The following is a 25,169-nucleotide window of genomic DNA, read 5'->3' as shown; positions in this document are numbered from 1 at the left end:
ACCGGAAGTTGGCGCGGTCGCAATTGTCCGCGTCTGGGTCTGTGAATCGGCGTTAAGTTTCGGCGCCTGTTGGCAGAATAGCCTAGCCGACTGCTATAGAGAGGACGATGCACGCAAGCTCCCTTCATCAGCCGGCGTCCCGCATCGAGTACTTGAGGAGGACGCGCCATGGAAATTCCGGGCGACGACGAACAATCTGGAGGCGAACGGGCCGCGCAGATCCGGCCGTTCAGCGTGCGCTCGACGTCTCACAACCATGCCTCCAACTTTGCTGACACATCGGTCGCGGATGGACCCGATCCCCGCGATTGGCTGGCCGCAATAATCGAAGGCTCCGACGATGCGATTGTCAGCAAGGATCTGCGAGGCATTATCCAGAGCTGGAATCCCGGCGCGACACGCTTGTTCGGCTATCGGGCCGAAGAGGTCATCGGAAAGTCGATCACCATCTTGATTCCGCAGGACCGACTGGATGAGGAGCCGGCGATCATCGCCGAAATCCAACGCGGCATGCGCGTCGAACACTTCGAGACACTGCGGCGACGCAAAGACGGATCATTGGTCGATATCTCGCTGACCATCTCGCCGATTCGGAATGCGGACGGCGTGATCGTCGGCGCCTCGAAAATCGCGAGAGACATTACTGAAAGACGCGTCGCCGAGGAGCAGCAGCAGCTCTTGATGGGCGAAATGCGGCATCGCGTGAAAAACCTCTTTGCACTCGCTTCCGCGATCGTCTCGATCAGCGGCCGGTCGGCCAGCGATATCGACAGCCTCCTTGCGACGATCCAGGCGCGGCTATCGATGCTCTCCCGCGCCCATGAACTCACCATGTCGGATTGGCAAAACGGAACCGGAAACACGCAGACGATTTCGCTGCACGCACTGATCAGAACGATCCTCGAACCGTATGCGGCAGAAGAGAGGATAACGATCAGCGGTCAAGATCGTGTTGTGGGAGGCCAGGCGATGACGCATATAGCGTTGTTGCTGCACGAACTTGCGACCAATGCCGCAAAGTATGGGGCGCTCTCCGTGACAAACGGTCATCTCGATTTGAGCATCCGGGAAGAGAACGACTGGACGCACCTTGTCTGGCGCGAAATGGGAGGGCCAAAGCCGGCGCGCGAACAGCACATGGGGTTCGGCAGCCGCCTGGAAAGGGGGTTGGCAAGCGCACTGAACGCGACGATCGACCGTGATTGGCGAGAGACGGGGCTTGTCGCGTCGATCGACGTCCCGACTGAGATGCTCGCCGCTCGCGGCTAGGTGTTCAGGGCCAATTTTGTAACTATGCCGTTGATCGCCCTGCCGACAATCCGCATCACGGGCTGGCTATCTCGTCGGCAGCCAAGAGATGAACAAGAAGCCTCTTCCGCCCAAGGCCGAGATGGCCTGGTGGTATCAATTCTACTTCGCCACTGAGCGCGGCCGGCTCGGCTACCAGGCCAATACGCGCGATTTCGTTCGTCTGATCTGGGAGACCGCCTCGCCGACCTGGCAATTCGACGACGCGATCTTCGCGCGTTCGGCCACGGCGTTCGAAAATCCGGACCATGTCGCTATCACCGTCCATAATTATCGCTGGCGGCTGGGGCTGGTCGAAGGCGAATCCCGCTTCGACGCATTCGAGGAAATACTAGCCAAGAGCCCGTTGATCACGATCCCGACGATTACGCTCGAAGGCGACCAGAATGCCGCGCCGCATCCCGAGCCTGAAGCTTATGCTGGCATGTTTTCCGGCAAGTATCAGCATCGCAACATCACTGGTGGCATCGGCCACAACCTGCCGCAGGAAGCGCCGGAAGACTTCGCGCAGGCGATCATCGACGTCGACCGCCTGTGAAAGCGATGGCGTATTGATCAGCCGCGCTGCCCGCAAGGCGCGCTGAAGGTTATGCCACAGCTGGTGCCGCCGACATCGAGACGGTGCGGTCGTTTTGGCGCAGGTATCGTCGTGGACTTCCACAAGCAGTGCTCGGCGGATCATGGGCGCGAGTGGATGCCGTGATCGACCTGCAAGCATCGGATCTTCCGATGTCCGAACGAATGTCAGGGCGGCTGATCGAGGATCTAGATTCAAGGCTGAGGTCTGCGATTCGAGCGGAACTTTGCTTATGTTGATCGGTTTTTGCAATAGAAAGCGCGAGCAACGATCCGCGGATGCGCTTCCTCGAAATGCGCCCTCTGTTGGAAAAGAAAGCCTGACGCTGATGCATCAGCGACAGGCTATATCGGGACGCGATACCCGGCGATGCGCTTGGGAGGAACGGCATCGCATAACTGTCGTATAATGCACAGTTGCCCAAAAATAAAGCAAAATCACACGTGCATAATCTGTCGGCAATCATCCAGGCCGACCGCGGCCAGCACATCGTCACCTGCACCCGAACTGGCACCCAGAGCCGCGGCCCGTGGGGCAACGGTCTCGCCGTATCGCCATGGCCAGGCTTGGGGTTTAAAGGCCAACCCCGTTTGTCGCTCGCTGTTTTGGTCAGAGGGGGAAGTTTGCCGTTAATTCAACACCCGCTCCGCTCGTGTCGGAAGACGCTGGCATGCGGTGCGTGCGCCTTGGTTCCACCCAATACATCATGCGTTCTTTTTGGCCCAGAGCGTGAACATGCTCGCAACAAGCCGTGCTCGGGGCTCGTGAAGAACGGCTTCCTTCGGGCCGAAACGACCTTCGAGCCACGGTTCATGTGGCCACGAGCCTCCGAGCATATCTCAGCAACGCGGTCAAAGGTTGTGGATATCAAGCGCCTTTGCCCTTGAGATGCTCGGTTGGTAGCGCCGTCGTGTACTTGATCTGGCTCAGTGCAAAGCTGGACCGGATATTGGCGACACCGGGAATGAGCGTCAGAAAATCGACTACCAGCGCCTGGAATTTTGCAAGATCCTCGACGACGACGCGCAACATGTAATCCGCCTCGCCGGTCATCAGATAGCACTCGACGATTTCCGGTTTGGTGCGGATCGCCGCGTTGAAGATGTCGAGGGACTGCCGATCCTGCTGCTTCAGCGAGACCTGAACGAAGACGTTGACCGCCAGGCCAAGCGAAAGCGCGTCGACCAGCGCCACCGTCCCCTTGATGACGCCGCTTTCCTTGAGATCATTGACGCGTCGCCAACAGGGCGAGGCCGATAGGCCGGTCGCTTCCGCCAGCTCCGAAATGCTCCGTTCGGCGTTCTGCTGAAGGAGATCGAGGATGCGGATAGTGGCGGAATCCAGTGAAGGCTTCGACTGAGACATGATTGACCTAAGAATTCCACCCTTGAGGTTAGATCTTTCGCATCTCGCGAAAAATCCGTCAACTTAGGTCAGATTTGCCGATATCTCCGAGTTAGCCTGTCGGTGGGAGCATGAGGGAGGATATTCATGACGGAACCGGCTTTGACGCCCGAACGCTTGGCGCATCTCAAAAGCCTGGAGCGACAGGTCTTGTGGCACGCCTGCTGGATGATCCACAACGCCAATCACCTGCGCGAGAAGGGCGAGGTGAAGGTTGGCGGGCATCAGGCCTCATCGGCTTCGCTCGCCTCGATCCTAACGGCGCTCTATTTTCATGTGCTGCGGCCGGAAGACCGCGTGGCGGTAAAGCCGCATGCCTCGCCGGTCTTCCATGGCATCCAGTATGTCATGGGCAACCAGACCAGAGAGAAGCTGCAGAATTTCCGCGGCTTTGGCGGTGCGCAATCCTATCCGAGCCGCACCAAAGACATCGACGACGTCGATTTTTCCACGGGCTCCGTCGGCCTCGGCGTCGCCATCACCGCCTTCGCCTCCATCATTCAGGATTATATCACCGCCAAGGGCTGGTCGAAGCGCCCGGACGGCCGGATGATCGCGCTGGTCGGCGATGCGGAGCTCGACGAAGGCAATATCTATGAATGCCTGCAGGAAGGCTGGAAACACGACCTGCGCAACACCTGGTGGGTGATCGACTATAACAGACAGAGCCTCGACGGCGTCGTGCGCGAGGGGCTGTGGCAGCGCATCGAGGGCATCTTCACCGCCTTCGGCTGGAATGTGAAGGTGCTGAAATACGGCGCACTTCAGGAGGCCGCCTTCCGCGAGCAAGGCGGCGAAGCGCTGCGCGGCTGGATAGACCGCTGCCCCAACCAGCTCTATTCGGCGCTCACCTTCCAGGGCGGCGCCGCCTGGCGCAAGCGGCTGGTCGACGAAATCGGCGGCGAACCAGGCGTCGCCGACCTCCTTGCCGCACGCAGCGACGACGCACTTTCCGACCTCATGAACAATCTCGGCGGCCATTGCCTAGAAACACTGATCCGCACCTTCGAAAGCATCGACGATGACCGGCCGACCGTATTCCTCGCCTATACGATCAAGGGGTGGGGCACGCCGCTCGCCGGTCACAAGGACAACCATGCCGGCCTGATGACCAAGGCGCAGATGGAGGTGTTCCAGACGCGCATCGGCGTCAAGCCTGGCAGGGAATGGGAGACGTTCAGTGCGATCCCCTCGGCAAAGCCTGTTGAGGATTTCCTGAAGACCGTACCGTTCTTCACCGAGGGTACCCGACGCTTCGCCTCGCCCGCCGTGTCCTCGGCAGGTCCGGTCTTCCTCGACGATCGTGAACTGTCCACACAGGCAGGCTTCGGCAAGATCCTCGATGCACTTGCCCAGCGTGACGATGCGCTGTCTGCCCGCATCGTCACCACAGCACCCGACGTCACCGTCTCGACCAATCTCGGTCCCTGGGTGAACCGCCGCGGGCTATTTGCCCGCGAAAAGCTCGCCGATACGTTCCGCGACGAGCGCGTGCCCTCAGCGCAGAAATGGGAATTCGGGCCATCCGGCCAGCATATCGAACTTGGCATTGCCGAAATGAACCTCTTCCTGCTGCTCGGCGCTGCGGGCCTTTCCCATTCGCTGTTCGGCGAGCGGCTCATCCCCATCGGCACCGTCTACGATCCCTTTGTCGCTCGCGGCCTCGATGCGCTGAATTACGCCTGCTATCAGGATGCCCGGTTCATGATCGTCGGCACGCCCTCTGGCGTCACGCTGGCGCCGGAGGGTGGGGCGCATCAGTCGATTGGCTCGCAGCTCATCGGCATGAGCCAGGATGGTCTTGCAAGCTTCGAGCCCGCCTTCCTCGACGAACTCTCCGTCATCATGGACTGGTCGTTCGACTACATGCAGCGCGACGGCGAGGCAACGCATGACACACGCACCTGGCTGCGTGACGAGACCGGTGGCTCGGTCTATCTGCGCCTGACGACACGACCGCTGGAGCAGATCGCACTTAGGCGTGAAAATCCCCTTTTCCGGCAAGGCGTCATCGACGGCGCCTACTGGCTGCGCCCACCATCCGCCCGCACCCGCATCGTGCTCGCCTATCAGGGATGCATCGCGCCGGAAGTCCTGATGGCCGCCGGGCGGCTTGCCGAGCGCCACGGCGACATCGCCGTTCTGGCGGTGACCTCGGCCGACCGCCTGAACGCCGGCTGGACCGCGGCGCAACGCGCCCGCCGCCACGGCAACGGCGCGGCCCGGAGCCATGTCGAGGCGCTACTTGGGGCCGTGCCGCAATCGGCAAACCTCATCACCGTCACGGATGGGCATCCGGCGACCCTCGGCTGGTTGGGCTCGGTCGAGGGACATCGCACGGTATCGCTCGGCGTTGAGCATTTTGGCCAAACCGGCACGATCGCCGATCTCTATGCCCATTTCGGCATCGACACACAGGCCATTATGGAAGCCGCGGATTCGTTTGCCTGCACCGGCACCGCCCCGCCCATGCGGGTACACACGGCCTGAGGCTGTACGGAAAGGCCCGGGCGGAAGGGCGACGCGACGTGCCCGCCCTTCCTAGCTTTCTGCGACGCTCAAGCCGTCCTTGCCGCCTTCACGAAGGCGGCGATCTTGTCGATGTCCTTGCGGAAGCCACCTTCCGGCAGCGGCTTGTTCGTATGCGTCAACGAATCCACCGCCCAGGGCTGCACGGCGGCGATGGCTGCCGCGACGTTGTCCGGGCCGAGACCGCCGGCGAGGATGACCGGCAACTTGCTGCGCTTGACGATTTCGCGGCTCAGCGACCAGTCATGCGTGACGCCCGCCGCGCCAATGCCGCCGATGTGGGCGGCAACCGAATCGAGAATGAAAAAGTCCGAATAGGGCTCGAAGGCAGCCGCATGGTCGAGCGCCTCCGGCCCCGTCATCGGAATTGCCTGCAGGATACGCAGGTCCGGATAGAGCGGCACGAGCCTCTCGCGCAGCGCCCTCACCTGCTCTGGCGTCACCAACGAAATATTACCGCATAGGTGCAGAACGTCCGGCTGGACCGCGGCCACCATGTCGGCAATAGCGTCGAGGTCGCTCTCAACCGACAGAGCAACCCGCTGTGCCTTGCCCTTGAGTGCGTCCGCAATCTCGCGGGCGCTCGCAAAATCGATCTCGCCTGGCAGGCCACGATTGGACGGGGTCAGGCCGAGATAGTCGACGCCGGCAGCGGCAGCGGCAAGGGCCTCGGAAACGGTCTGCATGGTGTAGATCTGGACTTTCACGGCACTACCTGTGTCTGGGTACTAGATGGATTTCGGCAGGATGGCGTTGACCATCCGCTCTTCGGTGAGTTGCGCCCGTTCGGCATTGCGCGCGACGAGCGCCGAATAGAGCGCGTCGATCAGTGCCATCTGCGCGATCTGGGCGGCCATCGGCTCGCTGCCTTGCTCATGCGAGACGCTGACAAGCGCGACATCGGCAAGGCGCGCCAGCGGCGATGCGCTGTTGCCTGTAATACAGAGCGTCGCTGCCCCGCGGGATTTGGCTTCCTGCAGCACGAGGACCGGGTCGCTGGTAATGCCGGAATAGGAAATTGCGACGACGAGATCATCAGGTCCGGTCAGTGCCGAATGCATGATCTGAAGCTGGGAATCGATCGGCGCATCGCAGCGCAGACCAAGACGGATGCAGCGCTGGTAGAAGGCTTGCGCTACGATTCCGGACCCGCCGACGCCACCGACGACGATGTGCCGCGCGCCTGCAATCAGATCGAGCGCCTTTGCAAAGGTTGCTTCGTTCAGCACGCCTTGCGTATCGCTGATCGCCTGCGCCACGGCGCGAAAGAGGCGGTTGGCCGCCTGCAGATCGCTCGCTTCCGGATCGCTCGCCGTCTCGGAACGGCCACCGCGTGGCTCCTGCGCCAGCGCGAATTTCAGGTCAGTAAAGCCTTCGAAACCAGCCGTGCGGCACATCCGCAAAACCGTCGTGTCGCTGACATCGGTCGCCTGGGCGATGACCGACATGGAATTGCGGATCGTCGCCTCGACATTTTCGAGAACCCACAAAGCGACGCGGCGCTCCGAATCCGACAGCTTCGGCAGGACGCTGCGCAACCGGCTGCTGGCCGGGCCTACTGTAGCGCGCGGATCGACACTCATGAACGGTTCTCTCGCTGGCAAACGCTTTCCGTGAATGAAGCTAACATGGCGATGTTGTGGTGTCACTATGGACACATGATTTTTGATGTGGCATCACTACATGAATGCAGCTGGAGGTGCTGCACAAGCTTTTTGGGGAGGAAACCGTGAAGCTGAAGTCTGTTCTCATTGCAGGCGCATCCTTGGCGCTGTCGACATTTCCGGCAACGGCCGGCGAGCTTACCTTCTGGCACGCCTATGCCGGGCAGCAGGATAAGGTCGATTTCATCAACTTCGCGTTAGAGGCCTTCGCCAAGAAGCATCCCGACATCACGCTCGATGTCGTCGCCGCCGAACAATCGGCCTACAAGACGAAGCTGAACACCGCGATGGCCTCCGGCAATCCGCCCGACGTGTTCTATACCCTGCCCGGCGGCTTCCTGAACGCCTTCGTCAAGGGCGGCCAGATGTACGCACTCGACCAGGACCTCGCCAAGGACGGCTGGCGCGAAAGCTTCCTGGAAAGCGCCATCGCTCAGACGAGCAAGGACGGCCATACCTATGCCGTGCCCGTCGACGTCGATTCCGTCGTCTTCTGGTACGACAAGGCGCTGTTTGCCGAAAAGGGCTGGACGGTCCCCAAGACCTATGACGAGCTTATGGCGCTTGCCGAGAAGATTAAGGCCGACGGCCTCGTGCCTTTTGCGCTTGGCAACAAGGATTCCTGGCCGGCAACCTTCTGGTTCCAGTACATGGAAATGCGGCTCAAGGGCTCCGGCGTGGTCGCCTCCTTCGTCAATGGCGACGCGAATGCCTCGCTGGGCCCGGAAGGCGAAAAGGCCTTTGAAAAGGTCGCCGAGATCGCCAAAAGTGAATACTTCCCAACCGGCTTCAACGGAATGAGCGACCAGGAAGCAAACATGCTCTTCCTGAACGGCCAGGCCGCGATACTGCTCAACGGCACCTGGCAGATCGGTGCGTCCGCCGACGCGCCGGAAGGCTTCGATCTCGGCTACTTCGCCTTCCCGACGGTCGCGGGCGGAGCCGGCGACCAGACCGACGTGCTGGCCGGCGTTGCTGCCTCCTTCGGCATTTCGGAAAAGGCCGAGAACAAGTCCGATGCCGTGACGCTGCTGAAGTTCCTTTCCTCGCCCGAGGTGATGACCAAGTATGTCGAGCTGCGCAAGACGATGGTTACCGTGAAGGGCGCCACGACGGAAGCGGCCGCCGGCCCCGTGCTCTACGGCATCAGCAACGACCTGATGAATGCTGCTGGCCATCTCGATTCCTTCTACGACACGGCCATGCCGCCGGCTGCGACCAACACCTATTACACAGCACTGCAGGGTGCACTGGATGGGTCCGTGACGCCGGCTGATGCCGCCAAGCGCCTCGAGGGCGCCCTGAAGGACAACAAGTAAACCTTCGAAAGCCGCAGTCGCCGGCCTCCGGCGGCTGCGCGCATCTCCAGACGCCGGCGGAATCATGAGCACGGACATCGGCCTAGCGAAAAGACACAATCGGGCGACACTGCTCTTCCTGGCGCCGGCCTTGATCTTCGTGTGCGCCTTTGTCGCCTATCCGGTGGTCTATGCCGGCTGGCTGTCGATGTTCGAGTGGGATGGAGCGTCCGACCCCGTCTTCGTCGGCGCTGGCAACTTCCTGAAGCTTGCCGCCGACCCCGTTTTCTGGGCATCGCTCGGACGCAACCTCCTGGTCGCCCTCTCCGCCATCGTCTTCCAGGTCTTTCTCGCGCTCGCCATCGCCTATTGCCTGGTGCGCATCGTCCCGGCCTTCAGTCGCATCTTCCTGTTCTTCTATCTCGTGCCTGTCATGGTCAGCGAGATCTGTATCGGACTGCTCTGGCGCTTCATGTACAACCCCTATTTCGGGCTGGTGAACGCGGCGCTCAAGGCCGTCGGCCTCGACAGCTTGAAGCGCGGCTGGCTGGGCGAATCCGAAACGGCGTTCCTCGCTGTCGTCGTGGTGATGAGCTTCACTTACCTCGGCCTCTATGTGCTGCTCTTCACCGCAGCCGTGCGCAGCGTACCGGAAAGCGTCTACGAGGCCGCCGAGCTCGACGGCGCGGGCGATTTGCGAAAGTTCTTCTCGATAACCGTGCCCATGGTTTGGGACGCCGTGCGCGCCAATTCGCTGCTCGCCATCATCGGCTCGCTGAAGACCTTCTCGCTGGTCTTCGTCCTGACCAATGGCGGCCCTAGTCACGCCAGCGAGGTCGTCTCCACCTATCTCTACAAGATGGGTTTTGCCAGCTTCCAGATGGGCTATGCGGCAACCATTGGCTTCGTACAGATGGCGTTGACAGCGCTTGCCGCCTGGGTCGTCTTCCGCTTCCTTCGCCGGAAGGGGGACACATGAGCGCCGTCCGCCGCTGGAACCGCACAAGCACGATCGTGCTTATCGTGCTCACTTTGCATGCGCTGATGGTGATCTTCCCCTTCGTCTGGATGATCTACAGCACGTTCAAGACCAACAAGGAGTTTATGCGCTCGGTCTGGTCCTTTCCGACGAGCCTCAATTTCGATGCCTATATCGGCGCCTGGAGCGGCGGCGCACTCGGAAGCTACGCGGTCAATTCGCTCATCATCATGGCTGGCGCGACCATCATCACGGTGCTTGTCTCGACGCTCGCCGGCTATGCACTTGCCATTTACCGTCCGCGCTGGATGCCGGCGGTGGAGCTGTCGCTGACGGCGGCCATGGCCATCCCTGCCTATGTCGCGCTGGTGCCGCTGGTGGTAATGCTGCGCACGGCAGGCTTGCTCGATACACATCTCGGCGTCATCCTGCCGACCGCCGCCTTCAACGTGCCGGTTTCGATCTTCATCATGCAGGCGTTCTTCAACACGCTGCCGCGCGAGCTTTTCGATGCCGGCCGCGTCGACGGCGCCTCCGAATGGATGATCTTCCGTGTCATCGCCCTGCCGATCGCCCGGCCCGCCATGTTCACGGTCGGCATCGTCAACATGATCTGGGTGTGGAACGACTTCCTGTTCCCGGTCGTCTTCATCAACAATCCCGCCCGCAAGACGCTGCCGGTCGGCCTCACCGATTTCGTGGGCGAACATGTCACCAACTATCCGGTCATGCTTGCGGCAATCCTGATGGCCGCCATCGCGCCCCTCATCCTCTTCATCTTCTTCGAACGCCAGATCACGGCCGCGCTCATCGGCGGCGCCGTGAAGGAATGATCTTTTCAGGAGAAACGCCTATGTCCGACACCTCTTCCAAATCCCTCGAATTTGCCAGCCGCGCCGTCTTCTACGAGCCGGAGGAGCATTCCCAGTCGATCAGTTACCCGATCTACATGTCGGCGAATTTCCAGTATGGCGGCGATATCTATGACCAGATCGTCGCCGGCGCGCGCAAGGAAGTGAACATCTATTCACGCTGCGGCAACCCGACTGAGTACAAGCTCGAAGAGCATATCGCGCAGCTGACCGGCGGAACCGCATGCCTTGCAACCGCCTCCGGCATGGCCGCAATCTCACACGCCCTTTTCGGCATCTTGAAGGCCGGCGATCACATCGTGGCCGACCTCACCACCTATTCCTCAACCCACGAATTCTTCGACCACCGCGCCCAGGATTTCGGCCTCAAGGTCAGCCTCGTGGACTGCTCGGACGTGCGCGCCGTCGAAAACGCCTTCACGCCCGAGACGAAGGTCCTCTATGTCGAGGCCATCGCCAACCCGACGATGAAGGTTCCGCCGCTCAGGAAACTTGTCGAGATCGCTCACGCGCGCGGCATCGTCGTCATTTGCGACAACACCTTTGCCTCCCCCGCCGTCTGCCGCCCGCATGATTTCGGCGTCGACGTCGTCGTTGAAAGCGCAACGAAGTTCATCGGCGGCCACAACGATGCGGTCGGTGGCGTCATTACGCTGAAGTCCGATATCCTGCCAAAGGATTGGCTGGAGGACGTGCGCTGGAACACGCTAAACAAGCTCGGCGCGCCGCTATCGCCCTTCAACGCCTGGCTCTTGCTGCGCGGCGCGCAGACACTGGCGCTGCGCCTGGAAAAGCAGTGCGCCAACGCGCTGGCGCTCGCCAAACACCTGGAGGCCCATCCGGCCGTCAAGCGTGTCTTCTATCCCGGTCTGCCGTCCCATCCGAATTATGCCTCTGCCTCGGAACAGCTCATCGGCGGCGGCGCCATGCTCTCCTTCCAGGTGGATGACGAAGCCTGCGGCGTGCGGCTTCTGAAGCGCCTGCAGCTCTGCTCGTTCGCGGCCAGCCTCGGAGGCCTTCGCACCACCACGCAGGTGCCCGCCACCATGGCCTTCCTCGATATTCCGAGCCAGGAACGCGAGGCGATGGGCGTCGTTGACGGCCTCGTGCGTTTCTCGGTCGGCATCGAGCACATCAACGACATCATCGCCGACGTCGGCCAGGCCATCGCCCTCATGCACGTAGAGCTGTGAGGCGGGATATGGCCGCCATCGTCCTTCTAGGCGATATCAACATCGATCTCGTGCTCGCCATTCCCGCCTATCCGGGCGAGGGTGGCGAGGCGATCGCTACCGGCCAGACCGCGATGATCGGCGGTTCGGCGACGAACACTGCCATCGCACTTGCCAAAGCCGGGCACGATTGCCGCTTTATCGGCAGGGTGGGTGTCGACTCCTGGGGCCACGAGGCATTGTCCGAGCTTACCGCCACCGGCATTTCCACGCGCTGGATCGGCCGCGACGACCGGGAGCCGACCCAGATCAACGTCATCACCGTCAGCCCTGCCGGCGAGCGTACGATGTTCGCCTACCGCGGCGCAAATGCACGGCTTTCGGCCGCAGATGTCGATCCGGCAGCCCTTGCCGACGCTCAGCTGTTCCATCTTTCCGGCTACGCCCTGCTCCAACCGCGCCAGACGGAAGCAGCCCTCGCCGCCATAGACCTTGCCGTCGGTGCGGACATCTACGTCACCGTCGACATTCCCGGCGGCGTGGTTGCCGCCATCGCTGCGCAAGTAAGGGCGCTCCTTCCCCGGATCGACACGATCGTGCTCGGCAGCGCCGATCTCCCTGGTCTTTTGGAACAACCGAAAGAAACGGACGAGAAAAAACTCATCGGAATGCTGCTGGAGAGCGGCGTCCGTCGGGTGGCGGTGAAGGGGTCCGGCGGAACGGCATCCGTCCTCTATCAGGTCGGCAGCACGGACAGCGCGCCGTGGTTCCCCGTGGAAGTGGTCGATACGATCGGCGCGGGAGACGCCTTCGCCGCTGGCCATATCCATGGCCGCGTCACGGGCCTGTCCGGCCCCGATTGCTGCCGTCTCGCCAATGCCTACGGCGCGCTCGCCGTCACGCGCAAGGGCGCCGGGCGGGCCATGCCCTCTCGAGACGAGGTCTTCGCCTTTCTAGAGAAGGTCGAGAACTAAAAAGCGGGTCTTCCGCAGGCTCCGGCAAACCCTTCGGCGCAATCGGATAGCGCGGGTTGCCTCCGCCCGCTCCGCTCGTCAGACGGCTCGCTCCGGCCGCTGACGCCCGGTATCACGGGGCCGTGGCTGGAAAACCTTGCATCTCCATCTGCAAAAATTAGGCCCCGTGTTCGACGGGCCCGAGCATGCATTGCAACGGGCTCCACTCCAATGGGGACAGAACAATGAAGCCCCGCCTTGATCCGCAGGGGTGTGGATCGTTGGCGGTATCAAAACCGCTATCGAGGCAGAATGTTCCCCGTTGCGGTGGTGTGGCGTTTATGCGTCTGGGCGGTATCGGGCGGCGTCGGTATTCTTCTCCAGCCACATGGCGTTCTCGAAAAGCGCTGCCTCGTCGCTCAATCCCTTGCGGAATTGATCGGTGATATGCCGGGCTAGCCGATCGGCGCGCTTGCCGTAGCGCGGGATACTGCACCAGATGCATACTCGATCGAAGGTCCGTTGAAGCATGTCGAGCTCATCCGGGCTGATCTGAGCGCCCTTCTCTCGTGAAATATGCAGTATTGAGACCTCCTCGACGAGTGGGCGCGCGTTCTGCCAGGGGCGACTTGCTACCGGCTCGTCGAGATAGGCCAGGTACCTGAGAGCAACGCTCTCGCGGACGCCGCTTAGGTAAAGATCCATAAGTCGTTTTGCGATCGCTTCGGCCGACTTGCACTGCCGAGTCAATCCGCGTTCGCGCAGGACTTCTCCGAAGATCTGTTCGATTTGATTCATTTCGTGAGGGAGAAGGACCGTTTGGTTCGTCGCGAGGTACATCGCGCGACCTCCGGAGTTGGGGCGAAAGCGCGATGATCTTCCAGCCGCCGGGGCCCGTAGCAACCGCCCAGCGATGGCGCAGTATGCGCCAATCCATGGACAAAACAAAGCACGCGCGAGGTAGCCTGCAGCGGGTCCGCGGTTACTGGCGTCGTGTTAATCGGCCAGTTGATGTCGGCGAACCTGCCGATCGACCGGAGGTAGTCGATGGATCTCCAATTTCAGAGGATCGCGGTCGCCGTACTTCCCTCCTGGGGTCAGGAAAAGAAATGGCCCTCCGGGAGCGGGGACGGAGGGCGGCGTTGCGTGAAAGACTCCAATCGGCGGGACCTATCGATGGAGCTAAGCCGCGATCCGCGGGGGCATGCGTCGGCTATCAAGAACGCGTTCTGACCGCGAAAATTCCCGGAACTAAGCGTCACCACGGCGGTTGGAGTGCGGGCTCTAAAGAGAGCCGCTAGGCCCTCTTTGAAAAAGTTAGAGGAGACTCACAATGGACTGGGATCGTGTTGAAGGCAACTGGAAGCAGGTAAAGGGTATGATCAAGGAACAATGGGGGCGTCTGACGGACGACGATTTGGATGAAATTGCTGGGAGGCGCGACCAACTCGAAGGCAAGATCCAAGAGCGGTATGGGATTGAGAAGGATCGCGTGCGCCAGGATATCGACGATTGGTATTCGCAACAGACGTGGTAGCCCACACCGCACTCCACATGTCCTCCTTAGCTACCGCCACGTGGGGCGGCACTGGAAACCGCACGACAACCCGGTCGCCGCCCCTCAAGGCGGAACCCGGAGACAATACCCTTAAGGGCGATGTGGCGAACGATGCGACGAACCAAGGGCGGAGCGATTCCTGGCCATCGCGCGTGCCGCCTCGCGTCATCCGCACAAAGATTTCGGGCGGCGCATCCGGCAAGTGGCCATTTCAGCAGATCGAGGCGGACATACTAGATCCATCCTCGATCGCCGCTGCCGTGGTGGGATCTCGCGCGGTGGTGAATGCGGTCAGCCTCTATGTTGAGCGCGGTGAGCAGACCTTCGAGCGCGTCCATGTCAAAGCTGCGACGCGACCGCATCGCGCGATGCCGGCGCCGAGAGGTTCGTCCAGATTTCGGGCATCGGCTCGGATCCGCAGTCCCGTTCTAACTACATCCGCGCCCGGGGCCGCGGCGAGGAGGTTGTGAAGGCGGCATTTCCAGGCGCGATCATCGTCCGTCCCGCTGTCATGGCCGGCCCCGGTGACACATTCATCACAACGATCGCGAGGCTGGTACGCCTCCTCCCGATTTATCCGCTGTTCGGCGACGGCCGCACTCGCTTGCAACCGGTTCATGTCGAGGACGTGGCGGAGGCCGCGAGCCGCTTGGCCGCGGGGCAGAATGCCACGAGTGCTTCGATCTTCGAGTGCGCCGGTCCGCGCATCGTAAGCGGTGTGCCGGACGCTCCTGGTCTTGCCGCGGGGAACCTTCAGAGCAATCTCGACGAGCTTGCCAATTTTCCTCTGCGCTCTGAAAGCTCGCGATATCGATTTGCTAAACGGGAACGTCATATGCTGGCGCTTTCAATTAGCGTTGACAAGAATCTTAGAGCTTTGGACCGGTGTGAAATGTTTCTATCTGAGCCGGAGGCCCTGCGATCGAAAAAGCACCGCCAGCCAGTGTTTTCGAGGGCGCGGGAAAGCCCAGATTGATCTGCCGTTATCGATCGGATGGATGAGGTCGCCGGTCGCAGCGGTAGTTGGCGCTAGGAATGCGGGCATGACGTTGGTCGGGCGGCCCAGACGGTTACATCCGGATCGAGTTTGCCTCTTGCTAGCACCACAGCGTTGCGCGTCGGTCGAGTGCCCAACATTGCCGAAAAGCCGAAGCACCGGCAGTAATGTAATCGGCGGAGCCGGACCCATCCAGGAGACATTAGTCGGACCGGCAGCTCTCGGGACGGCCCTCATTAATTGTCTTCTTCCAATTGTCCCGAACCGGTGGACGCCGGTTGGTTGTCGATTGCACCCGGCGTCCAAAACACCACGTAGATGCCGGCTAGCAACAAGGCAATTGCCGAGATTGTTACGACGAAGCCGCTCATGTTGGCCTTGGCTTTTCGGTCTGTGTCTTTCATACGTTGCGAACCATTCAGTCTAGATTAGGTTCCATCCGCTTAACGCCTGAACTCCGCCGGTCAGGTCTCCGAATAGCCGGTCGTTGCCAGAGATGTCTTGAACCCAGCAGGCTTCTCTCGCGCCGTCAGCAGGGATGCCGCGATTTCCTTGATGGCGGCAATGTCGTCAACGGGCTCAGCGGTCCGCTCCTCAGTAAGCGACAAGCCGGGGCCGTTCAGGCGGCGTAGTTCCACGGCATGAGCGCGTCAATATCGCTGCTGGGCCATCCATTTGCGAGGCGCTCAAGTGTCTGGGTAAGCCAGGCTTGCGGATCGACGGCATTCATCTTTGCTGTCTGCAGGAGTGTCGCGATCGTAGCCCAGGTCCTGCCGCCGCCGTCGCTGCCAGCGAAGAGGCTATTTTTCCTGGTGATGGCCTGGGGTCTGATAGCTCGCTCGACAATGTTGGAGTCGAGCTCGACACGGCCGTCGGTCAGGAAGCGCTCGAATATGTCGCGACGCGATATGGCATACCGGAGAGCTTCGGCGAGTTTGGATTTTCCCGACACCCGCGGCAGGGTTGCCTGCCAAAGTGTGAAGAGGTCACGGACGATCGCCGCCGAACTTTCCTGACGCGCTGCGACACGAACTTCGGGACTTTGGCCGCGGACGGTTTCTTCGATTTCCCAGAGCCTCGCCATACGCTCGACCGTCTCTGTGGCGACCTTCGAGCTCTTCGCCGCGTGCAATTCGTAGAACTTCCGCCGGCTATGTGACCAGCAGCCAGCCAGGACAACGCCGTCGTTGCCTCCATCCTTGCGGACAAGCTTGCTGTAAGCACCATACCCGTCAACCTGCAGGATGCCGCGATAGCCGCTCAGATGTCGTGCGACGCACTCGGTCGCTCGACTGTCTTCAAAGCGATAGGCCACCAACGGCGGACCGCTGCCTCCGAAAGTGCGGTCATCCCTGGCGTAAGCCCATAGCCATGCTGTCTTTGCCGACCCGGACCCAGGCGCGAGTGTCGGCAAGGTCGTTTCATCGGCAAAGATCCGCTCCGCCTTCTTGATCTCGTTCAGGATGTAATCGGCAAGGATGTCGAGTTCGAACCCCAACTTGCCCATCCATTGGGCCATGAGCTTGCGGTCAAGTTCGACCTTGTCACGCGCGTAGATCGCTTCCTGGCGATAAAGCGGAAGGCCATCGGCATATTTGGAGACCGCGATCTGGGCCAGAAGTGCTTCTGTTGGAATGCCGCCTTCGATGATGTGTGCGGGAGCCGCGGCCTGGATGACGCCGTCCTCGTTCCTAAAGGCGTACTTGGGACGACGCGTGACGATAACACGGAACCTGGCTGCGACGACATCGAGCCGTTCGGAGACGTCTTCTCCGATCAGGATCTTCTGCTTGCCCGCATACTCCGGCAACTCTTCCGGCTCGATCACGATCTCGACGCGCTCAAGATGCGGCGCGAAGCCCTTGCGTGGCCGTGGTGCACGCTTGCCGTCCGCATTCCCGCGGCCCTTCGTGACCTGGGCCTTGATCGCCGCAATGCCGGTCTCGATCTCCTCGAAGACAAAGGCATGCTGCTCGTCATCGACCGGGGATGCCAGCTTTTCCGAACGCCGTCCAAAGCGGGCCCGATCAAAAGCCTTCAGGATTTGCGTCAGCCGCTCGATGCGTTCGTCGGCGTCAGCGTTCCGGGCCTCGAGGTCATCAACCTGCTTTTCCAAAGCCTCGACGCGGGCTGCCTTTTCGGCCATGGCGAGAACCATAGCTTTCAGGGCCTCTACATCATCCGGGAGCTCGATCTCGGGTCGCGTCATGGGTCAGATCAGAGCATATTTTGCCGTGATCCGCCCGCGGTTTCAGGCACCTGATTCACTTCGCCGCAGTGGTTTTACCCAACAATCTCGGGAGGCTTGACTGGCGTCGACCGCACCCGCTTCCAGTCCATACCATCCACCAAAGCCAGAAGCTGGGCATGATTCAGCTGGACGCGGCTGTGGCCGATACGTGGCCAGCAGAACTGAGCTTTCTCTAGCCGTTTGGCATAAAGGCAGACGCCCGAGCCATCCCACCATACGATCTTGATCCGGTCCGCTCGTTTCGCCCGAAAGACATAGAGCGCTCCGTTGAACGGATCACTGCCAGCATCCCGCACCAGCGAAAGCAGGCTGTCCGGCCCCTTGCGGAAGTCGATCGGATGGCTCGCAAGGAAGACTTTCACGCCTGACGGGATCATGCCGAGCGTACCGCTCGGATAACGCGCTGCAAATGCGCCTCGTCGATCTCAGCACCGACCCGGATTACAACGTCGCCGATGACCACCTCGACGACAGAGCTGACCCCGATCATCGATCTCTGTCCACTTTCAGCCGACGCCACATGGTCCGGCTCGCTCTCGTTCAGAAGGTCTCGCCGCCACCGGTAGAGTTGAGAGGGCGTAATCCCGATCCGTCGTGCGATCGCCGAGATATTCACTCCAGGCCGGCAAGCCTCCTCAACGGCCTCCACCTTAAATTCGTCAGACCAGAAACGTCGCAACTGGCGGGGAGAACCCTCAAGTCGATCCGTTACCGCCTCAATCATATGGATCATTCTAGGGCTAGCCGTAGGCGTAGACATAGATCCTCACAGTCAGAGAAATCAGATGCCTGCCATAGCGTGACGTCCATCACCCCTGCCAGATGGGGTCTCCTTGTCGCTTACGCTCCTCAAGCTTTGAGACCGCGTATTCTCAATGGAGATCGCTTTTTTCCTGAGCAGATTGCGCGCTCAGCAAGGCATGCCGCATTGGTAGAGGCACTCGTGGCGGCAAGCTTTGATCGCGCTTGCCTGTCGGGGTTCCGCTCGTGGACGGTGTGGATCTTACTCCGCTGGTCGCGACCTTTATTGGTGGCGATCCAGCCAAGCGCGACGCGAACAGTTCCCAGCAGGGCAGGCAAGTCGCTCCTCCACCCAAAACATAGGATCATCTAGTCGCAAGAAACGCACGCTTGTGCTTGCCCTACCAGCAGTTCCGACAAGAGCTTTGCATTTTTGATCGCATGACCATCACGGTCATTGTTGAAATAAGCCCAAATAGTTTTCGCTCCGCATTGACGTATGCGCTCGGCCCAAATCATCAATTCAGCCTCGCTGTAGTCATGTCGATACCATTGGTGGGTCCCGTGAAACCGCACGTAGATATCATCGGACGTCTTCACCAGTTCGTCGGGCAGCCGAGGGCCACTGCAAGAGCAGAAGATAGTCCCCGTTTTCTCAAAAGCGTTGAAGACGTCCTCGTTCCACCAACTCTTGTGGCGGAATTCCACAACGTTTCGACGGCGAGGTTCAAGCTGAGCTAGGATAACGTGGAGCATCTCGTCGGAGTACCGAACGCTCGGCGGCAATTGAAACAGAAAGCAACCCATCTGGGGGCCGAGCAGTTCGGCTATGTAGCCGAAGTCACTGACCAAGGTGCCGGTGTCGTCGAAGCGCCTGACGTGGGTAATGAGCTCGCAGACTTTCACTGTGTAAACGAAGCTGGGTTCTGCTTGTCGCAGCCATGTTTTCACCGTGGCGATTGTGGGCCAGGAATAGAACGGCGCGTTGAGCTCCACCGTCTTGAACTGTTGTGCATAGATGGAAAACCACTGGCTCGAAGGTACATCTGCAGGATAGAACTGCCCCTTCCAATGCCAATAATACCAACCCGAGCAGCCGATATGGAAGCCATCCGACGGAGTCCGGGCAGCGGTGACCGAGCCACCATTCACCTCATGCACAAGTCTCGCCGCATGCATCTTCTCGGCGCGCTCGATGTTCGCAAGCCGCTGTTTTTGTCTGCGCTCCGCACGCAGCGCACGACGTTTAGCAAGATCTTCTGGAGAGCGTTCCACCACCTGACAACCCACCGCGTTTCATGGTCGCAAAGTTTTCGAGGGCGGTATTTGTTCCTTACCGGCTGTTGACCATCGAACCCTGTCTTCACGGTTGAACCCACTCTCTTTCACGACACATGTGACGCACGCGTGTCTCGCGAAAAAATATCGTGTTTGCTCTCAATCTCTTTCAGGAAAGCCTCGATCGTTTTTACCTGACTGTCCAACTGATCGGCTAGCGGCTGATAAACCTTGCGAAAAGATGGCGTGGGCTCCGCTGATAGCAGGCCGTTCTCGCAGGGCCGATCGTCGTCCCACCCTGCATGGTTTGCAATGGGGTAAAGACACACAGCCTCTATCGGCACTCCCCACTTCATCGCAGCCCTCACTTCTTCCCCCACATACGCCAGCCAATCGGACCGGCGATCGCCTTCGATACCCGTCTCTGCGATCAGCATCGGCCTTCCATATCGAGCGTAGGTTTCGACAAGAATTTTGCGCAATGGTTTGTAGAGGGGGTGCTCGACGTCGATCGTCGGGCCGCCGTGGATCCACTGATTGTTATGGTAGTAGTTGACGCCGATGATATCGAGATACTTTTCCGCGCCTCCTAACTGGGGCCACAAGCGTCCCGAAATCATGTCCCAAGCCTGATATTGTGCCAATCGGTGGCCTTCAGCAGCAGGTCGGTCGGCTGGACGCTCGGGATCGACAACAACATTGATGGCGGGTTCGCAGTGGACAAATCGGGAACGAGGCTCGACCTCCAGAATGGCATCCATCGCAGCGATCGAGGCGCGCGCAAGCTGCGCTTTCAGCTCGAAGCCTCGGCGCCCCGCCCATGGATTAAGGTAACCCGCGTCTCCGCCCGCCCATGAAAGGAACGAAATTTCGTTAACAGGCACAAAGAACGGCGGATTGTTGATTTCGCTTCGCAGGAGTTTCGCGGCAGCACCGGCAAAACGCGAAAACCGTCTTACAAATGAAGGCGACCATATATCGATATCATCAGGCCAGCCGTAGTGCAGCAGATCCCAGATGACCTGCGTGCCCGTCGTCCGGGCCGCGCGTATCAGGGGTAGAACGCTGTCCCAGTCATATGCTCCGGGTAATCGCTCGACCAGATGCCAGCGGAAACCGTCCCTTACACTGCTGATATAATGGCTCGCCAACTGACGGTAGTCATTCTCTGCATGCTGCTCGTGTTTTATCGAGGCTATCATGTCCAGCCGCCGACCAAGACCCGTGCCGCCCGGTGGTCGGATTCGGTGCGTCGAGCATTCAAATCCGCCGAGGAAGAAAGATTGAAATAGCCCGGTCGGACCGCATGGCGCTCTTTCCGTAAGGACCTCATCAAACAGCGCCTCCCATTGCGGAACGACCGCTTCGACGCTGTAATTTTCCTCTACGTGCCTGCGCAACTGTAGACCGAGGCTGGCGCGCAACTCCGGCGAGCCGGCAAGCAATGTGATGGCGTCCGCAACTGCCTGCGGATCGGCATGTCCTACAAAATAGCCCGAGAGGCCATGTTTGATTTGTTGTCTCGAACCGTTGTCGGCCGTTGCAATCACTGGAAGGCGGGCGGCCCCGGCCTCGGAAATGACATGGGGCATGCCTTCGTCCCGGGACAGCCAGACAAACACGTCGAGCGCTGCAAGCAGATCCGGAACATCGGCGCGGTCGCCGAGGAAGCTCAAGACAGCATCCAGTCCACGCTCGTTACAGAGAGCATTGAGTTGCAGCGCATATTGCGGCATGAAGGCATCTGGTCCGCCAACGATCACAAAGCGCATGCCCCCATCTTCGGCATGTATGATCGAGGCCGCCTCGATGAAAGTCTCCACATTTTTTTTTGCGTCGAGGCGCCCGACCCAGCCGACCAGGATCGTATCATCGGAGATGCCAAGCTGCCGGCGCATGGCACGCCGACGGCTCGGCTGGAACTCCTTGAGATCGACCATTGAGGGAATTTCTCTGGCGTGAGATTCCCGCCCGGGCATTCGGGAGGCGGCTGCGTCGCGAATGGAGCGACAGACACCGACGTAGCGACTGGTAAAGTGTTTTGGGCCGCTCAGAGCTTCCAGGACCAGACCACCATGTTCGATCAACGGCGGACGAATGTGCAGTCGTTCGAGTGCCGGATAGATGTCGGCAACGTTCTGGCACGAAACCACCACGTCATAAGCAGAGATCTTGTCGGCGAGATAGGCAACGGTTTCTTCCAGGGACATCGAATAGGGTGCAATGTCCACCTCGATTCCCAGAGCCCGCAGCTGGTCATGCGTCTGCACGGGCATGGTGTCCTTGCGCAGACAAGCAACCACATCGATCTTGTAGCGGGAACGGTCGATGTTGGCAGCAAGCAGACGGACCTCCGTCTCCTCTCCCCCAACGACCAACCAGCCGAAGACGAAGAGGACGGTCTTGGGGCTCGGCACCGTCATGGCTGCACCTTAAAGACGATCTGCAGGAACTCAAACCGCCTCTCCAGCAGGTCTGAAAGGAACTCCGGTGCACCCTCAAAGGGAACCACGTGGGTGATCATGTGCTGTTTGATCAGTTCACCTTGGAGAAACAAGAGTTCGATTGTCTCGCCCGCAAGCCGGCGTCGGCTCCAATGAGGTGAGAGACCGCGCGGAACACGATTGATCTGCGCGCAACGGATGTTGAGGCCATTGTGGTGGAATTCCTCACCCAATCTCAGTCTGTCGGAACCATCCTGATAAAATGCCAGGTCAATGACGCTCCCCTGGGGGCGCACGGCCTTGAGCGCGACGTTGAGGCTTTCCAAATGCGCTCTAGTTTGAAAGACGAGATCGGCCCCGCGGTTGGCCACGCCATCGTGCCAGTGCGCCTTGGCATGCTGCCACGCGTGTTCCTCGGTCATCGCAAGAATGCCCATCGCCTCTGCCTTGTCCCGGCGGAACTCTGAAGGATCGGCGATGACGACTTGCGTAGCGCCGACGGTCTTGGCAAAGAGCGCCGTGAGCAAGCCCACAGTCCCGGCTCCGATAACGAGCACGCGTCGACCGATGACCCCGCATCCCAGGAACGACACTGCCGGTCCGAACGCATCCGCATCGGCATGGAGGATGCCATTCGCCGCGATCGGGCCCATCTGTGCGACAAAGATACCCAGCACGGGATCGATCGTGACGGGAAGCGGGACGAGAAGATCGCGAAACGGGTCGGCCAGGTGGCCGGTCTTATGCGCATAGGTCGCCGCAACGATATCGTTTGTTTTATAGCCAACGGCGCTTGTGTGAGCGACCCGCGCCACCTCCATGTAACCGAGAAACGGTATGGGGTAGGTTAGGTCAGGCTCCTTCTCGATGAAAACGCCCCGCTCGTTGTCGAAACGTGAGCGAAAATATGGATTGGTGTTTTTGAGGAACGTTAACTCGGTCCCGGCTGAAAACCCGGTAAAGAGCGTGTCAAGTTGTACCTGGCCATCGGTTGGCGCTTCCTCATCGTAATCCAAAAAGTACATTTTTCCGGGGCGTTCCACGCCGAGTGATCTTATGGTGCGGCTGGACATCGGCATAACTTCCTAAAAGTTGTGGAGGTCGATCGGCTGACCGGTTTCGGCAGACTTGGTCAGGGCCAGTGCAATGCGGTGGGTCGCGAGCGCTTCGTGGTAAGGACAGCGGATGCGACTTTCGCCGCCCCGCACCGCATCAACAAAGTCGCGATCCTCCAGCCACACCGGGTCTCCTTCCGCCCGGCGAACAGGCCTCCCTGCTCCGACGTCTACCATGATGTCATGGTCTGTCAGTTCGATCGCCAACCCATCGGCAAAGATGTTCAATCCGACATGATGCCCCCACCTCAGGGCACAGGTGGAGGCGATGTTTCCGATTGCGCCGGTTGCGAATGAAAGACTGGCCGTGCTCGATGTGGCGACATCAAGATCAGGAAAATCATCCCTTCTTCTATGGGTAGTCTGGCCGAAAACGCGGGTGATATCGCCGACAAGGTAACGCGCGAGATCGACGATATGCGTCGTCTGCTCCACCGTTTGCCCCCCTGAGGTATCCTTCTTCCACCACCATCGCGGCGGCGGGGTCTGATCGAGCCAGTACCCCGAGATGAGCTGCGCGGGGTTCTCCGCCAGGTGTTGGCGGGCTTCCTCAACGATGTCGAGGTATCTCCAATGGTAGCCCACCGCGGTAATCAGACCGGCCGTGGCAATTGCGGCGGCGAGCTCTTGTGCGAGATCAAGATGCAGACTGACAGGCTTTTCGACAAAAAATGGAATACGCTTGGCAATAAGCTCCCGCTCGACATCGCCATGTGCAAACGGGGGAACGCAAATATAGGCGGCATCAATTTCCAGTCCGTCCAGCATCTGGACGCAGGAACTGAAAGCTCTGGCGCCAAAGCGGCCTGCCGCGTGCCTGGCGCGTTCCATGTCCGGATCGGCAAACCCCACAAGTTCCACGTCGTCGAATCCCGCCAGAATATCGAGATGGCGGGTCGCGATCCCGCCCGCTCCAATAAAACCGATGCGCGTGCGTTCCATGGCTGGGTGCTCTCTTTCGTTGCCGACCCCCGCATGGAGAACGGCTCGGTAAATTTCCTCGGTTTCCTCGACCATCCGCCTTGCGGTGAAGTGTTGTTTGAACCTCAGCCGCTCCGCCTCTCCTGTGCGAGCGGCCGCTATCGGATCGCCTAGGACGGCGATAATTCCCTCAGCAAGTGCTTCCGGACTACCCGGTTCGACGAGGAAGGGGTGATCGTCACCAAGAGCGTCAGTCGTGCCTCCGATGGCGGTCGCAACAACTGGCACTCCAATGGACATCGCCTCAAGAACAGCCAGTGGCAGCCCCTCGAAAAGCGAGGCGAGAACGAAAACATCCGCTGAAGCCAACAACGAAGCTATGTCGTTGCGCTGCCCCGCGAACAGCACCGCCTGTTCAATCCCGAGCCGCACGACCAGGTCCTTCACAGCGGTGACCTCAGGACCAGTTCCAACCAGCAGCAACACCGCATCCGGGAATTGTTCCAGGACAGTGGGCATCGCCCTTACCAATGTCGGATGATCTTTCTGCGGTGTAAAACGAGCAATCGAGATGAGGGTGTTTGCTCGTTGGCCACCCCACTGCGACCGCACGCGGATTCCCTCGGGAAGCCGTGGAATTCCGTTGCGGACAACAGAGATCTTCTTTGGATCGATGCTCTCCCTCGAGAACGTCAACTCCGCCGTGCGGGAGACGACGATTAGCCGCTCTACGGAGCCGAGGCCCTCCCGAAAAGTCGCCTTCTGATCCTCGTCGGTGAGGAGAAACGGCAAGTGTTCCGTTCGGATAACTGGAACACCAGCGGCTTTTCCGGCGTGCGCAAGCCCATGCCCCTCCCAGCCAATGCCAGCGTGCACATGGAGGAGATCGGCGTCAAACGACTGCAGCCACAAGCCGCACTCTGTGATGTCGTTGAACTCTTTGACGGCCAGGCCGAGCGCGAAGGCTGTCGAGGTAAGATTGCCTTCGCACCCGCGCGGCACAGCTACCGTAACCTCAAAGCGATCGCGCAAACACGCGCCGAGAACAAGCATATGAGCGCCCATGCCAGATGCGTCAGAGCTATCGGTCGCAAGGATGAGTTTCCGC

General features: G+C 60.3%; 19 protein-coding genes and 3 pseudogenes. 10 read left to right on the top strand and 12 right to left on the bottom strand.

Annotated elements, in window-relative coordinates; genetic code table 11:
• Positions 1–168 precede the first annotated feature (168 nt).
• Both ACN9MO_RS30530 and ACN9MO_RS30525 read left to right on the top strand, forming a co-directional pair.
• Positions 169–1,269, top strand: a complete 1,101-nt coding sequence (locus ACN9MO_RS30530) for a PAS domain S-box protein (protein ID WP_082615715.1) — start codon at positions 169–171, stop codon at positions 1,267–1,269.
• Positions 1,270–1,324: 55 nt separating this feature from the next.
• Positions 1,325–1,846, top strand: a pseudogene (locus ACN9MO_RS30525) (alpha/beta fold hydrolase); the annotation flags it as partial.
• A gap of 906 nt (positions 1,847–2,752) precedes the next feature.
• On the opposite strand, the gene ACN9MO_RS30520 reads toward ACN9MO_RS30525, so the two are convergent.
• Entirely contained in the window at positions 2,753–3,250 is a 498-nt protein-coding gene (locus tag ACN9MO_RS30520; protein ID WP_425988991.1) for an Lrp/AsnC family transcriptional regulator, read from the bottom strand.
• 126 nt (positions 3,251–3,376) lie between these two features.
• Between ACN9MO_RS30520 and ACN9MO_RS30515 the strand changes: the two genes are divergently transcribed.
• Positions 3,377–5,779, top strand: a complete 2,403-nt coding sequence (locus ACN9MO_RS30515; protein ID WP_425988989.1) for a transketolase-like TK C-terminal-containing protein — start codon at positions 3,377–3,379, stop codon at positions 5,777–5,779.
• Between the two features lie 68 nt (positions 5,780–5,847).
• Here ACN9MO_RS30515 and ACN9MO_RS30510 read toward each other — a convergent pair whose 3' ends face one another.
• Both ACN9MO_RS30510 and ACN9MO_RS30505 read right to left on the bottom strand, forming a co-directional pair.
• Positions 5,848–6,525, bottom strand: coding sequence for a phosphoribosylanthranilate isomerase (locus ACN9MO_RS30510; protein ID WP_162770925.1), 678 nt, complete (start codon positions 6,523–6,525; stop codon positions 5,848–5,850).
• Between the two features lie 21 nt (positions 6,526–6,546).
• The gene (locus ACN9MO_RS30505) at positions 6,547–7,401 is read right to left on the bottom strand and encodes a MurR/RpiR family transcriptional regulator (RefSeq protein WP_082615716.1); all 855 of its coding nucleotides are present in this window, start codon (positions 7,399–7,401) and stop codon (positions 6,547–6,549) included.
• Between the two features lie 146 nt (positions 7,402–7,547).
• Between ACN9MO_RS30505 and ACN9MO_RS30500 the strand changes: the two genes are divergently transcribed.
• From ACN9MO_RS30500 to ACN9MO_RS30480, 5 genes are all read left to right on the top strand, one after another.
• Positions 7,548–8,801 carry an ABC transporter substrate-binding protein gene (locus ACN9MO_RS30500; protein ID WP_309140386.1) on the top strand — a complete coding sequence of 418 codons (1,254 nt, stop codon included), beginning with the start codon at positions 7,548–7,550 and terminating at the stop codon, positions 8,799–8,801.
• A gap of 64 nt (positions 8,802–8,865) precedes the next feature.
• A complete protein-coding gene (locus tag ACN9MO_RS30495; protein WP_057248306.1) occupies positions 8,866–9,759 on the top strand; it encodes a carbohydrate ABC transporter permease in 894 nt (297 codons plus the stop codon).
• A complete protein-coding gene (locus tag ACN9MO_RS30490) occupies positions 9,756–10,592 on the top strand; it encodes a carbohydrate ABC transporter permease (protein WP_057248307.1) in 837 nt (278 codons plus the stop codon). Before ACN9MO_RS30495 ends, ACN9MO_RS30490 begins: the two co-directional genes overlap by 4 nt.
• A gap of 20 nt (positions 10,593–10,612) precedes the next feature.
• The gene (locus ACN9MO_RS30485) at positions 10,613–11,824 is read left to right on the top strand and encodes a trans-sulfuration enzyme family protein (RefSeq protein ID WP_425988982.1); all 1,212 of its coding nucleotides are present in this window, start codon (positions 10,613–10,615) and stop codon (positions 11,822–11,824) included.
• An 8-nt stretch (positions 11,825–11,832) separates the two neighbouring features.
• Positions 11,833–12,777, top strand: coding sequence for a carbohydrate kinase family protein (locus ACN9MO_RS30480; protein ID WP_057248309.1), 945 nt, complete (start codon positions 11,833–11,835; stop codon positions 12,775–12,777).
• Positions 12,778–13,095: 318 nt separating this feature from the next.
• Here the strand turns inward: ACN9MO_RS30480 and ACN9MO_RS30475 are convergent, their stop codons facing one another.
• A complete protein-coding gene (locus ACN9MO_RS30475; protein WP_113736894.1) occupies positions 13,096–13,596 on the bottom strand; it encodes a hypothetical protein in 501 nt (166 codons plus the stop codon).
• A gap of 493 nt (positions 13,597–14,089) precedes the next feature.
• On the opposite strand from ACN9MO_RS30475, the gene ACN9MO_RS30470 reads away from it, so the two are divergent.
• Together ACN9MO_RS30470 and ACN9MO_RS30465 are read left to right on the top strand one after the other, a co-directional pair.
• Positions 14,090–14,293: a CsbD family protein gene (locus ACN9MO_RS30470; RefSeq protein WP_057248312.1), complete on the top strand. Its 204-nt coding sequence runs from the start codon at positions 14,090–14,092 to the stop codon at positions 14,291–14,293.
• A 487-nt stretch (positions 14,294–14,780) separates the two neighbouring features.
• Positions 14,781–15,290 carry a hypothetical protein gene (locus ACN9MO_RS30465; RefSeq protein WP_425988978.1) on the top strand — a complete coding sequence of 170 codons (510 nt, stop codon included), beginning with the start codon at positions 14,781–14,783 and terminating at the stop codon, positions 15,288–15,290.
• A gap of 257 nt (positions 15,291–15,547) precedes the next feature.
• On the opposite strand, the gene ACN9MO_RS30460 is transcribed toward ACN9MO_RS30465, so the two are convergent.
• The 8 genes and pseudogenes from ACN9MO_RS30460 to ACN9MO_RS30425 all read right to left on the bottom strand — a co-directional run bounded on the left by ACN9MO_RS30460 (position 15,548) and on the right by ACN9MO_RS30425 (position 25,126).
• A complete protein-coding gene (locus ACN9MO_RS30460) occupies positions 15,548–15,715 on the bottom strand; it encodes a hypothetical protein (protein ID WP_156414563.1) in 168 nt (55 codons plus the stop codon).
• A 60-nt stretch (positions 15,716–15,775) separates the two neighbouring features.
• Complete coding sequence (locus tag ACN9MO_RS30455; RefSeq protein WP_425988975.1) at positions 15,776–15,949, bottom strand: hypothetical protein; 174 nt, start codon at positions 15,947–15,949, stop codon at positions 15,776–15,778.
• Positions 15,931–17,520 (bottom strand): IS66 family transposase, encoded by a 1,590-nt coding sequence (tnpC, locus tag ACN9MO_RS30450; protein WP_425988972.1) that lies wholly within the window; start codon positions 17,518–17,520, stop codon positions 15,931–15,933. The genes ACN9MO_RS30455 and tnpC overlap by 19 nt, the downstream gene beginning before the upstream one ends.
• A gap of 74 nt (positions 17,521–17,594) precedes the next feature.
• Positions 17,595–17,939, bottom strand: coding sequence for an IS66 family insertion sequence element accessory protein TnpB (gene tnpB, locus ACN9MO_RS30445; RefSeq protein WP_057249416.1), 345 nt, complete (start codon positions 17,937–17,939; stop codon positions 17,595–17,597).
• Positions 17,940–18,145: 206 nt separating this feature from the next.
• Positions 18,146–18,286, bottom strand: a pseudogene (locus ACN9MO_RS30440) (transposase); the annotation flags it as partial.
• Between the two features lie 386 nt (positions 18,287–18,672).
• Positions 18,673–19,581 carry a DUF72 domain-containing protein gene (locus tag ACN9MO_RS30435; protein ID WP_057248314.1) on the bottom strand — a complete coding sequence of 303 codons (909 nt, stop codon included), beginning with the start codon at positions 19,579–19,581 and terminating at the stop codon, positions 18,673–18,675.
• Between the two features lie 107 nt (positions 19,582–19,688).
• The gene (locus ACN9MO_RS30430) at positions 19,689–22,004 is read right to left on the bottom strand and encodes a glycosyltransferase (RefSeq protein WP_425988968.1); all 2,316 of its coding nucleotides are present in this window, start codon (positions 22,002–22,004) and stop codon (positions 19,689–19,691) included.
• Positions 22,001–25,126, bottom strand: a pseudogene (locus ACN9MO_RS30425) (glycosyltransferase). Before ACN9MO_RS30425 ends, ACN9MO_RS30430 begins: the two are co-directional and overlap by 4 nt.
• Between the last annotated feature and the right edge of the window lie 43 nt (positions 25,127–25,169).

Source organism: Ensifer sp. R-19 (genome assembly GCF_049905105.1).
Lineage (GTDB): Bacteria > Pseudomonadota > Alphaproteobacteria > Rhizobiales > Rhizobiaceae > Ensifer.
This window is presented reverse-complemented; position numbering and strand designations above follow the sequence as displayed.